This window comes from Pseudonocardia sp. DxW, assembly GCF_058448985.1.
The window spans coordinates 175,226-190,071 of sequence record NZ_JBZFLK010000003.1 but is presented as its reverse complement, the minus strand read 5'-3'; the positions used below and the strand labels follow the sequence as shown (position 1 = coordinate 190,071).

Below are 14,846 nucleotides of genomic sequence, written 5' to 3'. Positions count from 1 at the left end.
CGCCGGCGTCGGCCGGCACCGCGAGGAACCGAGGGAACGCATGAACGGACGGGGCGGCCTCCGCGGCGCCATCGCCCGCTACCGGGGCCGGGACATCGAGCTCAAGACCCTGCGCCAGCTGGAGGCGATGCGGGAGGCGGGCGCGCTGGTCGCGGCCACCCTGGCCGCGGTCACCGAGCAGGCGAAGCCGGGCGTGAGCACGGCCGAGCTGGACGCGCTGGCCGAGCAGACCATCCGGGACGGCGGAGCCGTCCCGTCGTTCCTCGGCTACCACGGCTTCCCGGCGAGCATCTGCGCGTCGGTGAACGAGCAGATCGTGCACGGCATCCCGTCGTCGTCGCAGGTACTGGCCGAGGGTGACCTGCTGTCGGTGGACTGCGGCGCGATCCTGGACGGCTGGCACGGCGACTCGGCGGTCACGATCGCGGTCGGCGACGTGGCGCCCGCCGATCTCGCACTGTCCGCCGCCTGCCGGTCGGCGCTGGACGCCGGCATCCTCGCGGTGCAGCCCGGCGCCCGGCTCACCGACATCTCCTACGCCGTGCAGGAGGCCTGCCGGGCGGCGGCCGAGGCGGACGGCGCCGACTACGGGATCGTGGCCGAGTACGGCGGGCACGGCATCGGCACCTCCATGCACATGGACCCGTTCCTGCCCAACCACGGCGAGCCGGGCCGCGGCCCGCGGCTGCGGCCCGGGATGGCACTCGCGGTCGAGCCGATGCTCGTCGCGGGCGACCCGGAGACCCTGGAGCTGCCGGACGGCTGGACGGTCGTCACGGCCGCCGGCGGCCGCGCCGTGCACTGGGAGCACACCGTCGCCGTCACCGAGGACGGGCCCTGGCTGCTGACCGCGCCGGCCGGCGCGCCGGACCGGCCCCGAGCCTGAGCCCACCGCCGGATCGACGCCGTCCGGATCGATCCAGGCGATCGATCAAGCACTCACCGGGCGGGTAGTCCGCGTCACGTCGCGGGACCACGGACCGTTGCGGGTGGACTAGGTTCCCGGCATGGGCGAAGAGGCCGGGCGGGACGACCCGCAGAAGACGGTCACGGTCGGTGTGCCGACGGAGATCCGGGCGGGCGAGCGCCGGGTGGCGCTGGTACCGAAGGTGATCGGAAAGCTCGGCGGGCGTGGTGCGACCGTCGTGGTCGAGGCCGGGGCCGGCGCGGGTGCGCTGATCCCGGACGAGGAGTTCACGCAGGCGGGCGCCTCGATCGGCGATCCCTGGGCGTGCGACGTGGTCGCGGTGGTGAACCCGCCGACCACCGAGCAGATCGGGAAGCTCCGCCGGGACCAGGTCCTGGTCGGGTTCCTGTCGCCGCTCACCCACCCGGAGACCGTGCAGCAGCTGCGCGACGCCGGAGTCACCGCGTTCGCGATGGAGTCGATCCCGCGGATCTCCCGGGCGCAGGGCATGGACGCGCTGTCGTCGCAGGCGAACGTGGCGGGCTACAAGGCGGTGCTGGCCGCGGCCGAGCACTCCACCCGCTTCTTCCCGATGCTGACGACGGCGGCGGGCACCGTGAAGCCGGCCACCGCGCTGGTGCTCGGGGTCGGCGTCGCCGGACTGCAGGCGCTGGCCACCGCGAAGCGGCTCGGGGCCCGGACCACCGGCTACGACGTCCGGCCGGAGGTCGCCGACCAGGTGCGCTCGCTGGGCGCGCAGTGGCTCGACCTGGGCATCGACGCGGCCGGTGAGGGCGGCTACGCCCGCGAGCTCACCGACGAGGAGCGGGCCAAGCAGCAGCAGGCCCTGGAGGACGCGATCACCGGCTTCGACGTGGTGATCACTACCGCGCTGGTGCCGGGCCGGACCGCGCCGCGACTGGTCAGCGCCGCCGCGGTGGAGGGCATGCGGCCGGGCAGCGTGATCGTCGACCTGGCGGGCGAGGCGGGCGGCAACTGCGAGCTGACCGAGCCGGGGGAGACCGTCGTCCGGCACGACGTGACGATCGTGTCCCCGCTGAACCTCCCGGCCGCGATGCCCGAGCACGCGTCCGAGCTGTACGCCCGCAACGTCACCGCGCTGCTGGAGCTGCTGGTCACCGACGGTGAGCTGTCCCCGGACTTCTCCGACGAGGTACTGGCGAAGTCCTGCGTCACCCGTGAGGAGGAGGTGTCCTGATGGACTCCGGACTGCTGGCGAACATCGCCATCCTGGTGCTGGCCGGCTTCGTCGGCTTCGCGGTGATCTCGAAGGTCCCGAACACCCTGCACACCCCGCTGATGTCGGGCACCAACGCCATCCACGGCATCGTGCTGCTCGGCGCGATCGTGGTGCTCGGGCGTGAGGAGGTCGGCGTCGTGGACGCGATCATCCTGGTCGTCGCGATCGTGTTCGGCGTGATCAACGTGGTCGGCGGCTTCCTGGTCACCGACCGGATGCTCGGCATGTTCAAGGGCAAGCAGCCGGGCCGGGCCGGCACCGGCGCCGAGAAGAACGGGAGCGGCTCGTGAGCGGCCACACGGAGATCCTCGCCGCCACCGACACCCTGGTGACCGGTCCGCTGGCCGTGATCGTCCCGGTGCTCTACATCATCGCGTTCGCGCTGTTCATCTACGGCCTGTCGGGGCTGACCGGCCCGAAGACCGCGGTGCGCGGCAACTGGACCGCCGCGGTCGGCATGGCCATCGCGGTCGGCGCCACGCTGCTGCTGGTCCAGGCGAACTGGCTGCTGATCATCCTCGGCCTGGTGGTCGGCACGATCCTCGGCGTGCCGTCCGCGCGCAACGTGCGGATGACCCAGATGCCGCAGATGGTCGCGCTGTTCAACGGTGTCGGCGGTGGCGCCGTCGCGCTGATCGCCTGGGCCGAGTTCCGCAACACCGATGGCTTCGTCGACACCGCGCTCTACGTCGTCATCGCCACCATGTTCGCGGCGATCGTCGGGTCGATCTCGTTCTGGGGCTCGCTGATCGCGTTCGGCAAGCTGCAGGAGATCCTGCCCGGCCGCCCGATCGGCCTCGGCCGGGCACAGCAGCCGCTGAACCTGCTGCTGCTGGTGCTCGCGGTGGCCGCGGCCGTCGTCGCCGGGCTCGGCGGGGCGGGCGAGATCTGGGTGATCGCGGTGCTGCTGCTGGCCGCGGCGGTCGGCGTGCTCGTCGTGCTGCCGATCGGCGGCGCCGACATGCCGGTCGTCATCTCGCTGCTGAACGCCATGACCGGCCTGTCCGCCGCGGCCGCCGGGCTCGCGCTGAACAACACCGCGATGATCGTCGCCGGCATGATCGTCGGCGCCTCCGGCTCGATCCTGACCAACCAGATGGCCGTCGCGATGAACCGGACCATCCCGGCGATCGTCGCGGGCGGGTTCGGCGGGACGCAGGCCGCGGCGGCCGACGACGGGGTGGAGCGGACCGTCAAGTCCACCTCCGCGGCCGACGCGGCCATCCAGATGGCCTACGCGTCGCAGGTGATCGTCGTCCCCGGCTACGGGATGGCGGTGGCCCAGGCCCAGCACGCGGTCAAGGACATGGCCAAGCTGCTGGAGAGCAAGGGCGTCGAGGTCAAGTACGCGATCCACCCGGTGGCCGGCCGGATGCCCGGGCACATGAACGTGCTGCTCGCCGAGGCCGACGTCTCCTACGACGCGCTCAAGGAGATGGACGACATCAACGACGAGTTCTCCCGCACCGACGTGACGCTGGTGATCGGGGCGAACGACGTCACCAACCCGGCCGCCCGCAACGACCCGTCCAGCCCGATCCACGGGATGCCGATCCTGAACGTCGACGAGTCGCGCAACGTCATCGTGCTCAAGCGCTCGATGGGCTCCGGCTTCGCCGGCATCGACAATCCGCTGTTCTTCCAGGACAACACCTCGATGCTGTTCGGTGACGCGAAGAGCTCGGTGGAGAGCGTCAGCGAGGAGCTGAAGGCCCTCTAGCCGCCCGGGCCGCACACGCGCGAGGGAACCCACCGGTCCGGTACCGTCGACGGTGCCGACCCGTGGGTCACCCCGCGTGCACCCGCCCCGCCCGACCTCCGTACACTGGACAGCCGGTGCGCTCTGTGGCGCCGGTTCCGTCGTGTTCCCACACCCGGCCCGGGCCCGTTCGTGCGCATCCGCCGCCCCGCCGGTCAGGCCGGCAGGGTGGAGCAACCGACACCTGTCACGGATAGCGGAGGACATGGCCAAGAAGGACGGGGCGATCGAGGTCGAGGGCCGGGTCGTCGAACCCCTGCCGAACGCGATGTTCCGGGTGGAGCTGGAGAACGGCCACCGGGTTCTCGCGCACATCAGCGGGAAGATGCGCCAGCACTACATCCGGATCCTTCCGGAGGACCGGGTGGTGGTCGAGCTGTCGCCCTACGACCTCAGCCGCGGCCGCATCGTCTACCGCTACAAGTGACTGCCGTGCACGTCACGGTCGGTCGCATGCCCCAGAAGAACAACGGACAGAGGCAGACGACGTGAAGGTCAAGCCGAGCGTCAAGAAGATCTGCGACAAGTGCCAGGTGATCCGCCGCAACGGCCGGATCATCGTGATCTGCTCGAACCTGCGCCACAAGCAGCGCCAGGGCTGATCACCGCCGGACCCGGCGGGCAGCTGTCGTGATCGTCTGATCGCTTCAGAAATGCTTCAGAGAAGCCCCCGACGTACCCGTCGGGCCACGAGGGCCCGGAGGCACCCCCGGAACCAGGCCGGGGCCCGCATCGCAGCGGCGGAGCGGGACGGACGTCGGGAAGACCTGGCACGAGAACCGAACGGAGACAACGCCGCATGGCACGTGTTGCCGGCGTCGACCTCCCCCGCGACAAGCGGATGGAGATCGCGCTCACCTACATCTACGGGGTCGGACGAGCCCGGTCCAAGGAGATCCTCGAGGGCACGGCGATCAGCCCTGACCTGCGGTCGAAGGACCTGACCGACGAGGACGTCACCAAGCTCCGCGACTACATCGAGGAGCACCTGCGGGTCGAGGGTGACCTGCGCCGCGAGGTGCAGGCGGACATCCGCCGCAAGATCGAGATCGGCTCGTACCAGGGCATCCGCCACCGTCGCGGTCTCCCGGTCCGCGGCCAGCGCACGAAGACCAACGCGCGCGGCCGCAAGGGCCCGAAGAAGACCGTCGCCGGTAAGAAGAAGGCAGGTAAGAAGTAATGCCGCCCCGCGCACGCCAGGGCACCGGACCCAAGAAGGTCCGCCGTCGCGAGAAGAAGAACGTCGCGCACGGGCACGCCCACATCAAGAGCACGTTCAACAACACGATCGTGTCGATCACCGACCCGACCGGCGCCGTCATCGCCTGGGCCTCGTCCGGCAACGTCGGCCTCAAGGGCTCGCGCAAGTCGACGCCGTTCGCCGCGCAGCTGGCCGCCGAGAACGCGGCCCGCAAGGCCGCCGAGCACGGCATGAAGAAGGTCGACGTCTTCGTGAAGGGCCCGGGCTCGGGCCGCGAGACCGCGATCCGCTCGCTGCAGGCCGCCGGCCTCGAGGTCGGCACCATTTCCGACGTCACCCCGCAGCCGCACAACGGCTGCCGTCCGCCCAAGCGGCGCCGGGTCTAGGGGAAGGGGACTACACCATGGCTCGCTACACCGGCCCCATGACCCGCAAGTCGCGCCGACTGAAGACCGACCTCGTCGGCGGCGACCAGGCGTTCGAGCGTCGTCCCTACCCGCCCGGCCAGCACGGCCGGATCCGGATCAAGGAGACCGAGTACCTCCTGCAGCTGCAGGAGAAGCAGAAGGCGCGCTTCGGCTACGGGCTGCAGGAGAAGCAGCTCCGCAGCTACTACGAGGAGGCGCACCGCCGGGAGGGCAAGACCGGCGACGAGCTGCTGCAGATCCTCGAGTCGCGCCTGGACAACGTCGTGTACCGGGCGGGTCTCGCCCGTACCCGGCGGATGGCCCGCCAGCTGGTGAACCACGGCCACTTCCTGGTCAACGGGAAGCGCGTGGACATCCCCAGCTACCGGGTCTCCCGCTACGACATCATCGACGTCCGCGACAAGTCGCGGAACACCGATCCGTTCGTGATCGCCCGGGAGACCCAGGGCGAGCGTCCGGTTCCGGCGTGGCTGCAGGTCGTTCCGTCGACGCTGCGCATCCTGGTCCACCAGCTGCCCGAGCGCGCTCAGATCGACACCCAGGTCACCGAGCAGCTCATCGTCGAGTTCTACTCGAAGTAGCTCGACATCCCGCCGCCCCGCAGGGAGGGGCGGCGGTGCACTGCGGCGTCAAATAGCGGTCGTCGCAGGTGTCGTAAGGAGGCACACACCCATGCTGATCTCTCAGCGACCCGCCCTCACCGAGGACGTCGTCACCGAGACCCGGTCCCGGTTCGTCATCGAGCCGCTGGAGCCGGGCTTCGGCTACACGCTCGGCAACTCCCTGCGCCGGACGCTGCTGTCGTCCATCCCCGGCGCCGCCGTCACCTCCATCCGGATCGACGGCGTCCTGCACGAGTTCACCACCGTGCCGGGGGTCAAGGAGGACGTCACCGACATCATCCTGAACCTCAAGGAGCTCGTCGTGAGCTCCGAGGAGGACGAGCCGGTGACCATGTACCTGCGCAAGCAGGGCCCGGGCGCGGTCACCGCCGGCGACATCGTGCCGCCGGCCGGTGTCACCGTGCACAACCCGGACCTGCACATCGCCTCGCTGAACGACAAGGGCCGGCTCGAGGTCGAGCTCGTCGTCGAGCGCGGCCGCGGGTACGTCCCGGCGATGCAGAACAAGGCCACCGGTGCCGAGATCGGCCGGATCCCGGTCGACTCGATCTACTCCCCGGTGCTGAAGGTGACCTACAAGGTCGAGGCCACGCGAGTCGAGCAGCGCACCGACTTCGACAAGCTCGTCCTCGACGTCGAGTCGAAGCCGTCCATCACCCCGCGGGACGCGCTGGCCTCGGCCGGCAAGACCCTGGTCGAGCTGTTCGGCCTGGCCCGCGAGCTGAACGTGGACGCCGAGGGCATCGAGATCGGCCCCTCCCCGCAGGAGGCGGACACCATCGCGGCGTTCGCGATGCCGATCGAGGAGCTGGACCTCACGGTCCGGTCCTACAACTGCCTCAAGCGCGAGGGCATCCACACGGTCGGCGAGCTCGTCGGCCGCAGCGAGGCGGACCTGCTCGACATCCGCAACTTCGGCGCCAAGTCGATCGACGAGGTCAAGATGAAGCTCGTCGGTCTCGGCCTGGCCCTCAAGGACAGCCCGCCCGGGTTCGACCCGTCGGCGGCGGCGAGCGACTACGGCGCCGACGGTGACAGCGGGTTCGACCCCGGCACCTTCGGTGACGACGGTCAGGACTACGCAGAAACGGAGCAGTTGTAGCCATGCCCCAGCCCACCAAGGGGGCCCGCCTCGGCGGGTCACCCGCGCACCAGCGGCTGATCCTGGCCAACCTGGCGACCTCGCTGTTCGAGCACGGCCGGATCACCACCACCGAGGCCAAGGCCCGGCGGCTGCGTCCGTACGCGGAGCGGCTGATCACCAAGGCCAAGGCCGGCGACCTGCACAACCGTCGCCAGATCATGAAGGTGATCCGCGACAAGTCGGTCGTGCACCGCCTCGTCACCGAGATCGGCCCGTTCTTCGCGGACCGCAACGGTGGCTACACCCGGATCACCAAGACGATGCCGCGCAAGGGCGACAACGCCCCGATGGCGGTCATCGAGCTGGTCCAGCAGAAGACGGTCACCGACGAGGCGAACCGCGCCCGCCGCGCGGCCGCCGCGCAGGCCGCCGACTCCGCCCCGGCGGAGGAGGCCACCACCGAGGAGACCGTCACCGAGGAGAGCACCTCCGCGGAGACGGCCACCGAGGAGACCGCCGAGGCCCCGTACGGCGAGGGCAGCCACGCCCCGCTGGACGACCCGGCGCAGGCCCCCGAGGGCTTCGAGATCAAGGGCAACGCCGACTCGATGCTCTACCACGTCCCCGGTTCGTCGCACTACGACCGCACCGTGGCCGAGGTCTGGTTCGCCAGCGAGGAGGCCGCCGAGGCCGCCGGTTTCGCGAAGCCGGCGTCCCAGCAGGAGTCCGACTCCTGAGCCAGCCGCACCACCCCGCCGGGCCCGCCGTCGACTCCGACGGCGGGCCCGGCGGCGTTGCCGCCCCGTTCCGGGTGCGGCTCGACATCGCCTACGACGGCACCGGCTTCTCCGGCTGGGCCGCGCAGCCCGACCGGCGCACCGTGCAGGGCGTGCTGACCGACGCGCTGTCCACCGTGCTGCGGGTCCCGCTGCGGCTGACCGTCGCCGGGCGCACCGACGCCGGGGTGCACGCCTCCGGGCAGGTCGCCCACGTCGACCTGCCGGGCGAGCTCGACACCCGGGTCGACGGGCTGCTCCGGCGGCTCAACCGGCTGCTGCCCGCCGACGTGCGGGTCCGCGCCGTCGGCCGGGTGCCGGACACCTTCGACGCCCGGTTCTCGGCGCTGCGCAGGCACTACCGCTACCGGGTCAGCACCGCGCCGTACGGCGCCGAGCCGCTGCGCGCGCGGGACACCGTCGCCTGGCCGCACGACCTCGATCCGGAGCCGATGAACGCCGCCTCGGCGCTGCTGCTCGGGGAGCACGACTTCGCCGCGTTCTGCAAGCGCCGCGAGGGCGCCACGACCGTACGCGCGCTGCAGCGGCTGGACTGGGCGCCCGCCGACGGCGAGCCCGGGGTGCTGGTCGCCTCGGTGTCGGCGGACGCGTTCTGCCACTCGATGGTGCGCAGCCTGGTCGGCGCGCTGCTGGAGGTCGGGCGCGGGCACCGCGATCCCGGCTGGCCCGCTGCTCTGCTCACCCGGACCGCGCGGGCGTCGGAGGTGCTGGTGGCGCCGCCGCACGGGCTGTCGCTGACCGGCGTCGACTATCCGGCTGACGACGAGCTCGCCGCGCGCGCCGACACCACCCGCAGGCTGCGGGTCGCGGGCGGCTAGCGACCCGGGACGCTAGGTTCGCCGGCATGGACCCGAGCTGGCTGGACGTCGCGATCGCCGAGGCCCGGACCGGGCTGGCGTCCGGCGGGATCCCGATCGGCGCCGCCCTGGTCGGGCCGGACGGCGAGGTGCTGGGCCGCGGGCACAACCGCCGGGTGCAGGACGACGACCCGTCGGTGCACGCCGAGACCGCCGCCTTCCGGGACGCGGGCCGGCAACGCGACTACCGGGCGACGACGATGGTGACCACGCTGTCGCCCTGCTGGTACTGCTCGGGTCTGGTCCGCCAGTTCGGCATCGGCGCGGTGCTGGTCGGCGAGGCGCGCACCTTCCACGGCGGGCACGACTGGCTCGCCGGGCACGGCGTCCGGATCCGGGTGCTCGACGACGAGCGCTGCGTGGCGATGATGACCGCATTCGTCGCCGAGCGTCCCGAGCTGTGGAACGAGGACATCGGGGTCGCCCCGGGGTGATCTAGGCTGCCGCACGTGACGACCTTCGCCGTGCTCTATACCTACACCGACGACGACGACCGCCGGTTCGCCGCCCGTCCCGACCACCGCGCCTACCTGGAGGCGCAGCCCGGCCTGCTGGTCGCCGGGGCGTGGGCGCCGGACGAGCCCGCCGGCGGGCTGCTGGTGTTCCGGGCGGAGGACCGGGCCGCGGTGCAGGCCGTCGTCGACAGCGACCCGTACACCCTGGCCGGCGTGATCGCGGACGTGCAGATCCGCGAGTGGGCCCCGCCGCTCGGCCCGGTCGCCGCGGCGCTCACCGCCGACTCCTGAGCTCAGGCCCAGGGCCGCACCACCCGGCCCGCCCACGCCGCCAGCAGCGGCTCGTCGTGGCTGACCGCCAGCACGCCGAGCCCGCGACCGGACACCTCGCCGGCCACCACCGAGACCAGGGCCGCGGTGGTGGAGGCGTCCAGCATCGCGGTCATCTCGTCGCACAGCAGGTAGTCCGGCCGGGGCGCCAGCGCCCGGGCGAGGCAGGCGCGCTGCAGCTGCCCGTCGGATACCTCGTGCGGGCGGCGTGAGCGCAGCTCGGCGGTCAGGCCGACCTGCCGGGCGACCTCGGCGACCCGGGCGTCCACCGCGGGAGCGGGCACACCGGCCGCGTGCAGCGGCTCGGCGACGATCCGGTCCAGGGTGAGCCGCGGGTCGGCCGCGGCGCGCGGCGACTGGAAGACCACCCCGATCCGCCTGCGCAGCGCCGCGGGCGCGTCGAAGCGGAACCGGCGCACCGGCTCGCCGTCCACCGACACGATGCCCGACCACGGCGCGTGCAGCAGCGCCAGCACCCTGGTCAGGGTGGACTTCCCGCAGCCGGACGGCCCGGCCAGGCCGAGCACCGTCCCGGGCTCCACGGCCAGGTCGATCCGGTCGACGACCGGATGCCCGCGCCGCCAGCCCGCGGTCACCGCCTCCGCGCGCAGGCTCACGACGCCCGCCCCACCGGCCGGTGGCAGGACACCGTCCGGTCGCCGTGCCGGACCGGCGCGGGATCGCCGGAGCAGTCGTCGCGGGCCGGGCAGCGCGGCGCGAACGCGCAGCCCTCCGGCAGCGCCGAGAGCTCCGGCGGGTGGCCCGGCACCGGGGTGAACCCGGCGTCCGGCAGCGCACCCAGCAGGCCGGTCGTGTACGGGTGCCACGGGTCGGTGAACACGCCGTCCGCCGGGCCGCTCTCGACCAGCCGGGAGGCGTACATGACGGCGACGTCGTCGGCGACGTCGCGGGCCGCCCGCAGGTCGTGGGTGATCAGCAGGACGGCCCGGCCCTCCGCCGCCAGCCCGGCCAGCAGCCCGGTGACGTGCTCGACCAGCGGCCGGTCCAGCCCGGCGGTCGGCTCGTCGGCGAGCAGCACCGGCGGGTCCCCGGCCAGCGCCGAAGCGAGCCCGGCCCGCTGGGCCTGCCCGCCGGACAGCTCGTGCGGGTAGGACCCGAGCACGTGCCGGGGCAGGGCGACCCGCTCCAGCAGCTCGGCCGCCGGGGTGGGGGTGCCGAGCCGGGCGAGGGTCTCGCGCAGCTGCGCACCGACGGTCCGGGTGGGGGTGAGGTGGGTGGCGGCCGACTGCGGGACCAGGCCCAGCAGCCGTCCGCGGACCCGGTCGCGCAGCGCCGCCTCGGGGGCGCCGAGCAGCTCCAGCGGTCCGTCCGGGGTGGACAGGACGGCCCGGCCGCGGACCGAGGCGGTACCGGGCAGCAGCCCGGTCAGCGCCTCGGTGAGCACCGACTTGCCGCAGCCGGACTCGCCGACCAGCGCGGTCAGCCGTCCGGCGTGCAGGTCCAGGTCGGCGCCGGTGACCGCGCGCACCGTGCGGGCCCGGGCGCCGCGGCCCACCCGGAACACGACGTCCAGCCCGCGGACGGCGAGCACCGGCTCCGCGGCGCTCACAGCGCCTGCTCCGAACGCCGGCGGGGCAGCGAGCGGTCCCGCCACCAGGCGGCGATCCCGGCCACCGACAGCGTCGTCGCGGCCAGCAGGACGCTCGGGAACACCACGATCCACCAGGAGCCCAGCAGCACCGCCTGCCTGCCCTCGCCGAGGATCGTGCCCAGGCTGGCCAGGTGCGGCGGCAGCCCGAGGCCGAGGAAGCTCAGCGCGGTCTCGTGCCAGACCGCGTGCGGCAGGATCAGCACCGCGGACAGCACCGCCTGCGGCAGCACCGCCGGCAGCAGGTGCCTGCGCAGCACCCGCCACCGGGAGGCCCCGCCGGAGATCGCCGCGTCGACGAACGGGCGGCCGCGCAGCGAGAGGATCTCGGCGCGCACCACCCGGGCCACCGTCGTCCAGTGGGTCAGCCCGATCGAGGCGATCACGGCGAGCACGCTGCCCCGGTAGAGCGCGACGATCACGATGCCGAGTAGCAGGTGCGGGACGGCGTTCACCGCGTCCACCACCCGCATCAGCAGCCGGTCGTACCAGCCGCCGAGCAGCCCGGACAGCGCCCCGAACAGCGTCCCGATCACCGTCGAGAGCACCGAGCAGGCCGCGGCGACCTGCAGCGACACCCACAGCCCGGCGAACGAGCGGAGCAGTACGTCGCGGCCCACCGAGTCGGTGCCGAACGGGTGCTCCGGGGACGGCGGCAGGCGGATCGCGTCGTAGTCGACGGCGCCCTGGTCGAGCCCGCCCAGCCACGGGACGAGCAGCGCACCCAGCACCAGCAGGGTCAGCCCGGACGCCCCGGCGACCAGCCGGGCCCGCCCGGACCGGCGGCGCCCGCGCGGCGAGCCCGGGCGCGGCCGCCCGGCCGGCCGCCACTCGCCCGCCGGTGGCCGCTCCCGGGTACGCGGCGCGAGGCCGGTCCGCTCAGACATCGGCGTCCACCCGGGGATCGAGCAGCAGCACCGTCAGGTCCGCCACCAGCGAACCGGCCAGCACGGCCACCGCGGAGAGCAGGGTGAGGGCGGCGAGCAGCGGAAAGTCGACCGCCAGCGCGGCCGTGACGACGGCGGCGGCGATCCCCGGCCAGGAGAACACCGTCTCCACCAGCACGGCCCCGGTGACCAGCTCGGGTAGCCGGTTGCCGAGCACGGTCACGAACGGCAGCAGCGCGGTCGGCAGCGCGTGCCGCAGCACGACGACCGGCTCGGGCAGGCCACGGGCGCGGGCGCCGGTCACGTGGTCGTCGTCCAGCGAGGAGATCAGCGACGCCCGGACGTGCAGCACCAGCCACGGCGTCTGGGACACCCCGAGCACCAGCGCGGGCAGCACCAGGTGCCGGCTCACCTGGTCGACGGTGGGCGCCGCGCCGGCGTCGGTGAGCCCGGCGACCGGCAGCACCGGCCAGGCGACGGCGAACACCGCGATCGCCCCGAGCGCCAGCACGAACGGCGGCAGTCCCTCCAGGGTGTGCCCGACGGCGGTCACCGCCCGGTCGAACCAGCCGCCCTGCCGCCAGGCCGCGACGGTGCCCGCGACCAGCGCCAGCACCAGCGAGACCAGCAGCGCGCAGGTGACCAGCAGCAGCGTCCAGGGGAGCCGCTCGGCGATCACCTGGGCCACCGGCTGGCGCATCGACAGGCTCTGCCCGAGGTCCCCGGACAGCAGCCCGCCGAGCCAGCGGCCGAGCTGCACCCACACCCCGCCGTCCAGGCCGAGCGCGCGCTCGGCGGCCGCGATGTCGGCGTCGCTCGCCGAGAAGATCCCGACCCCGAAGTACTGGTAGACCGGCCGGAACGGCGACGCCGCGGCCAGCAGGAACACCCCGACCGCCACCACCAGCACGGTCGGCACGCCGAGCAGCACCCGGAGCCCGACGAGCCGGGCGACGGCCCGCCCGCGCCCGCGGTGCCCGGCCGCGGCCGCCGGTGCGGTCACTGCCGCGGTGTCCAGTCCTCGAGGTTCCACCACGGCCCCCAGGTGACGCCGTGCGTGTGCGGCTCGACGACCTCGACGTAGCCGTCCCAGTCGTCCCGGGACACGTAGCTGTGGCCGAGGAAGGCCAGGAACACCATCCCGGGATCGGCGACGTAGGCCCGCTGGAAGTCCTTGATCCGCTCGTTGCGGGTCGCCTCGTCGGGCGCCCGCAGCGCCGCGTCGAGCGCCGCGTCCACCTGCGGGTTGCGGTAGGAGCCGGGATTGTTGAAGCCGTCGGCGGCGTTCGCCGAGTGCAGCAGCTGCCACGCCTTGAAGCCCGGGTCGAACGGGTCCCCGCCGCCCAGGACGAGCGCGTCCTGGCCCATTCGCGGCTCGATCGCCTCCCAGCCGAGGCCCTCCAGCCGGACGTCGATGCCGGCCGCCCGCACGTCCGAGGCGAACGCCTGCGCGAGATCGCGCCGGACGGTGTCGGTGGCCGGGTACATCAGGGTGAAGCTCGCCGGCTGCCCGTCCCGGCTGCGCACCCCGTCCGGCCCGGCGGCCCAGCCGGCCTCGTCCAGGATCCGGGCGGCCGCGGCCGGGTCGTGCGGGAACGTCGCGGACGGCTCGACCTGCTCCGGGAGCACCCCGGGGATCGGGTGGTGGGCGGGCTCGCCCTGGCCCGCGAGCAGCGCCTCGATCATGCCCTCGCGGTCGACCGAGCGGTTCAGCGCGGCCCGGATCGCGGGATCGGCGGTGACCGGGTTCGCGAACGGCAGCGCGATGGTGCGGTAGTCCGCGGAGGCGTGCTCGCGCAGCGCGAGGCCGCTCTGCTCGGCGACCGGCCGGGCCAGCGCCGGCGGCAGCACGGTGCCGTCGAACTCGCCGGCGGCGGTGCGCTGGGCGCGGGTGTTGTCGTCGGTGGCGAACACGACCGTCACCCGCTGCACCGCCGGGGCGCCGCCCCAGTACCGCTCGTTCGCCTCCATGATCATCGTGTCCCCGCGGCGCCACTCGGCGAGCCGGTACGGCCCGGTCCCGAGCGCCTCGGTGTTCACCGCCAGGTCGGCGACCGGGCCGCCGTCGTCGAGCACCTCGGAGGGCAGGATCCCGGTGGTCAGGCGGTCCGGGAACGCGCCGTAGGGGTAGGCGAGGTCGAACCGGACGGCGTCCTCGCCGACGGCCTCGACGGCGTCGAGCATCGGGACGCCGGAGCGGATGGTCGCCGCCCGGTCCGGATCGAGCACGGCCTGGTAGGTGGCGACCACGTCCTCCGGGCCGAACGCCGAGCCGTCGTGGAAGGTGACGCCGGAGCGCAGCGGGACGGTCCAGGACCGCTGGTCGGCCGACGGGGTCGCGGGGCCGGCGGCCAGCGCCGGTTGCAGCGTCCGCTCGGCGTCCCGGGAGTACAGGCCGTCGTAGAACTTGCTCGCCCCCTCCGAGCCGTACCCGAGCAGCGGGTTGAGGTCGTCCGGCTCGTAGCCGTCGGCGAGCGTCATCGTGGAGCCGTCGCCCCCGGGACCGGCCTCGCCGGGCCCCGGCGTCGGCGCGGCGCAGCCCGCGACGAGCAGGCCCACCAGCAACGGGACCGCGATGTTCCGCAGCGTGATCACGCTGTGGCACATTATGGGCAACTACGTTGATCTGGCAACGAATCCGGACCGTA

19 protein-coding genes are annotated in these 14,846 nt (G+C 73.4%); 14 read left to right on the top strand and 5 right to left on the bottom strand.

The genetic code is table 11. The features are described 5' to 3' along the window. The first annotated feature begins 40 nt into the window (after nucleotides 1–40). The 14 genes from map to ACVJO7_RS05905 all read left to right on the top strand — a co-directional run bounded on the left by map (nucleotide 41) and on the right by ACVJO7_RS05905 (nucleotide 9,663). Nucleotides 41–886: a type I methionyl aminopeptidase gene (gene map / locus ACVJO7_RS05970; RefSeq protein WP_491672059.1), complete on the top strand. Its 846-nt coding sequence runs from the start codon at nucleotides 41–43 to the stop codon at nucleotides 884–886. A gap of 121 nt (nucleotides 887–1,007) precedes the next feature. Next, nucleotides 1,008–2,126, top strand: a complete 1,119-nt coding sequence (locus tag ACVJO7_RS05965; protein ID WP_344028890.1) for a Re/Si-specific NAD(P)(+) transhydrogenase subunit alpha — start codon at nucleotides 1,008–1,010, stop codon at nucleotides 2,124–2,126. Continuing rightward, complete coding sequence (locus ACVJO7_RS05960) at nucleotides 2,126–2,458, top strand: NAD(P) transhydrogenase subunit alpha part 2 (RefSeq protein ID WP_344028893.1); 333 nt, start codon at nucleotides 2,126–2,128, stop codon at nucleotides 2,456–2,458. The genes ACVJO7_RS05965 and ACVJO7_RS05960 overlap by 1 nt, the downstream gene beginning before the upstream one ends. Before the next feature lie 50 nt (nucleotides 2,459–2,508). Continuing rightward, nucleotides 2,509–3,888, top strand: coding sequence for an NAD(P)(+) transhydrogenase (Re/Si-specific) subunit beta (locus ACVJO7_RS05955; RefSeq protein WP_491672216.1), 1,380 nt, complete (start codon nucleotides 2,509–2,511; stop codon nucleotides 3,886–3,888). 244 nt (nucleotides 3,889–4,132) lie between these two features. Further along, complete coding sequence (infA, locus tag ACVJO7_RS05950) at nucleotides 4,133–4,354, top strand: translation initiation factor IF-1 (RefSeq protein ID WP_010228514.1); 222 nt, start codon at nucleotides 4,133–4,135, stop codon at nucleotides 4,352–4,354. 61 nt (nucleotides 4,355–4,415) lie between these two features. Further along, nucleotides 4,416–4,529, top strand: coding sequence for a 50S ribosomal protein L36 (gene rpmJ, locus ACVJO7_RS05945; protein WP_010228516.1), 114 nt, complete (start codon nucleotides 4,416–4,418; stop codon nucleotides 4,527–4,529). A gap of 197 nt (nucleotides 4,530–4,726) precedes the next feature. Beyond that, a complete protein-coding gene (rpsM, locus tag ACVJO7_RS05940; protein WP_344028896.1) occupies nucleotides 4,727–5,107 on the top strand; it encodes a 30S ribosomal protein S13 in 381 nt (126 codons plus the stop codon). Beyond that, a complete protein-coding gene (gene rpsK / locus ACVJO7_RS05935; RefSeq protein WP_344028899.1) occupies nucleotides 5,107–5,514 on the top strand; it encodes a 30S ribosomal protein S11 in 408 nt (135 codons plus the stop codon). The genes rpsM and rpsK overlap by 1 nt, the downstream gene beginning before the upstream one ends. Before the next feature lie 17 nt (nucleotides 5,515–5,531). Next, complete coding sequence (gene rpsD, locus ACVJO7_RS05930; protein WP_344028902.1) at nucleotides 5,532–6,137, top strand: 30S ribosomal protein S4; 606 nt, start codon at nucleotides 5,532–5,534, stop codon at nucleotides 6,135–6,137. 91 nt (nucleotides 6,138–6,228) lie between these two features. Then, a complete protein-coding gene (locus ACVJO7_RS05925) occupies nucleotides 6,229–7,281 on the top strand; it encodes a DNA-directed RNA polymerase subunit alpha (protein WP_344028904.1) in 1,053 nt (350 codons plus the stop codon). A 2-nt stretch (nucleotides 7,282–7,283) separates the two neighbouring features. Further along, the gene (gene rplQ / locus ACVJO7_RS05920; RefSeq protein WP_491672058.1) at nucleotides 7,284–8,000 is read left to right on the top strand and encodes a 50S ribosomal protein L17, sunset domain variant; all 717 of its coding nucleotides are present in this window, start codon (nucleotides 7,284–7,286) and stop codon (nucleotides 7,998–8,000) included. A gap of 74 nt (nucleotides 8,001–8,074) precedes the next feature. Next, nucleotides 8,075–8,878, top strand: a complete 804-nt coding sequence (gene truA / locus ACVJO7_RS05915; protein ID WP_344028906.1) for a tRNA pseudouridine(38-40) synthase TruA — start codon at nucleotides 8,075–8,077, stop codon at nucleotides 8,876–8,878. A gap of 26 nt (nucleotides 8,879–8,904) precedes the next feature. Further along, entirely contained in the window at nucleotides 8,905–9,351 is a 447-nt protein-coding gene (locus ACVJO7_RS05910; protein ID WP_344028909.1) for a nucleoside deaminase, read from the top strand. 15 nt (nucleotides 9,352–9,366) lie between these two features. Beyond that, complete coding sequence (locus tag ACVJO7_RS05905) at nucleotides 9,367–9,663, top strand: YciI family protein (RefSeq protein WP_344028912.1); 297 nt, start codon at nucleotides 9,367–9,369, stop codon at nucleotides 9,661–9,663. 2 nt (nucleotides 9,664–9,665) lie between these two features. Here the strand turns inward: ACVJO7_RS05905 and ACVJO7_RS05900 are convergent, their stop codons facing one another. Genes ACVJO7_RS05900 through ACVJO7_RS05880 form a run of 5 tightly spaced genes read right to left on the bottom strand, consistent with a single transcriptional unit; the run spans nucleotide 9,666 to nucleotide 14,793 of the window. Further along, nucleotides 9,666–10,319 carry an ABC transporter ATP-binding protein gene (locus ACVJO7_RS05900; RefSeq protein WP_491672057.1) on the bottom strand — a complete coding sequence of 218 codons (654 nt, stop codon included), beginning with the start codon at nucleotides 10,317–10,319 and terminating at the stop codon, nucleotides 9,666–9,668. After that, nucleotides 10,316–11,272 (bottom strand): ABC transporter ATP-binding protein, encoded by a 957-nt coding sequence (locus ACVJO7_RS05895; protein WP_491672056.1) that lies wholly within the window; start codon nucleotides 11,270–11,272, stop codon nucleotides 10,316–10,318. Before ACVJO7_RS05895 ends, ACVJO7_RS05900 begins: the two co-directional genes overlap by 4 nt. Beyond that, a complete protein-coding gene (locus ACVJO7_RS05890; protein ID WP_491672055.1) occupies nucleotides 11,269–12,198 on the bottom strand; it encodes an ABC transporter permease in 930 nt (309 codons plus the stop codon). The genes ACVJO7_RS05895 and ACVJO7_RS05890 overlap by 4 nt, the downstream gene beginning before the upstream one ends. Further along, nucleotides 12,191–13,201, bottom strand: coding sequence for an ABC transporter permease (locus ACVJO7_RS05885; RefSeq protein ID WP_491672054.1), 1,011 nt, complete (start codon nucleotides 13,199–13,201; stop codon nucleotides 12,191–12,193). Before ACVJO7_RS05885 ends, ACVJO7_RS05890 begins: the two co-directional genes overlap by 8 nt. After that, the gene (locus tag ACVJO7_RS05880) at nucleotides 13,198–14,793 is read right to left on the bottom strand and encodes an ABC transporter substrate-binding protein (RefSeq protein ID WP_491672053.1); all 1,596 of its coding nucleotides are present in this window, start codon (nucleotides 14,791–14,793) and stop codon (nucleotides 13,198–13,200) included. Before ACVJO7_RS05880 ends, ACVJO7_RS05885 begins: the two co-directional genes overlap by 4 nt. Nucleotides 14,794–14,846 lie beyond the last annotated feature (53 nt).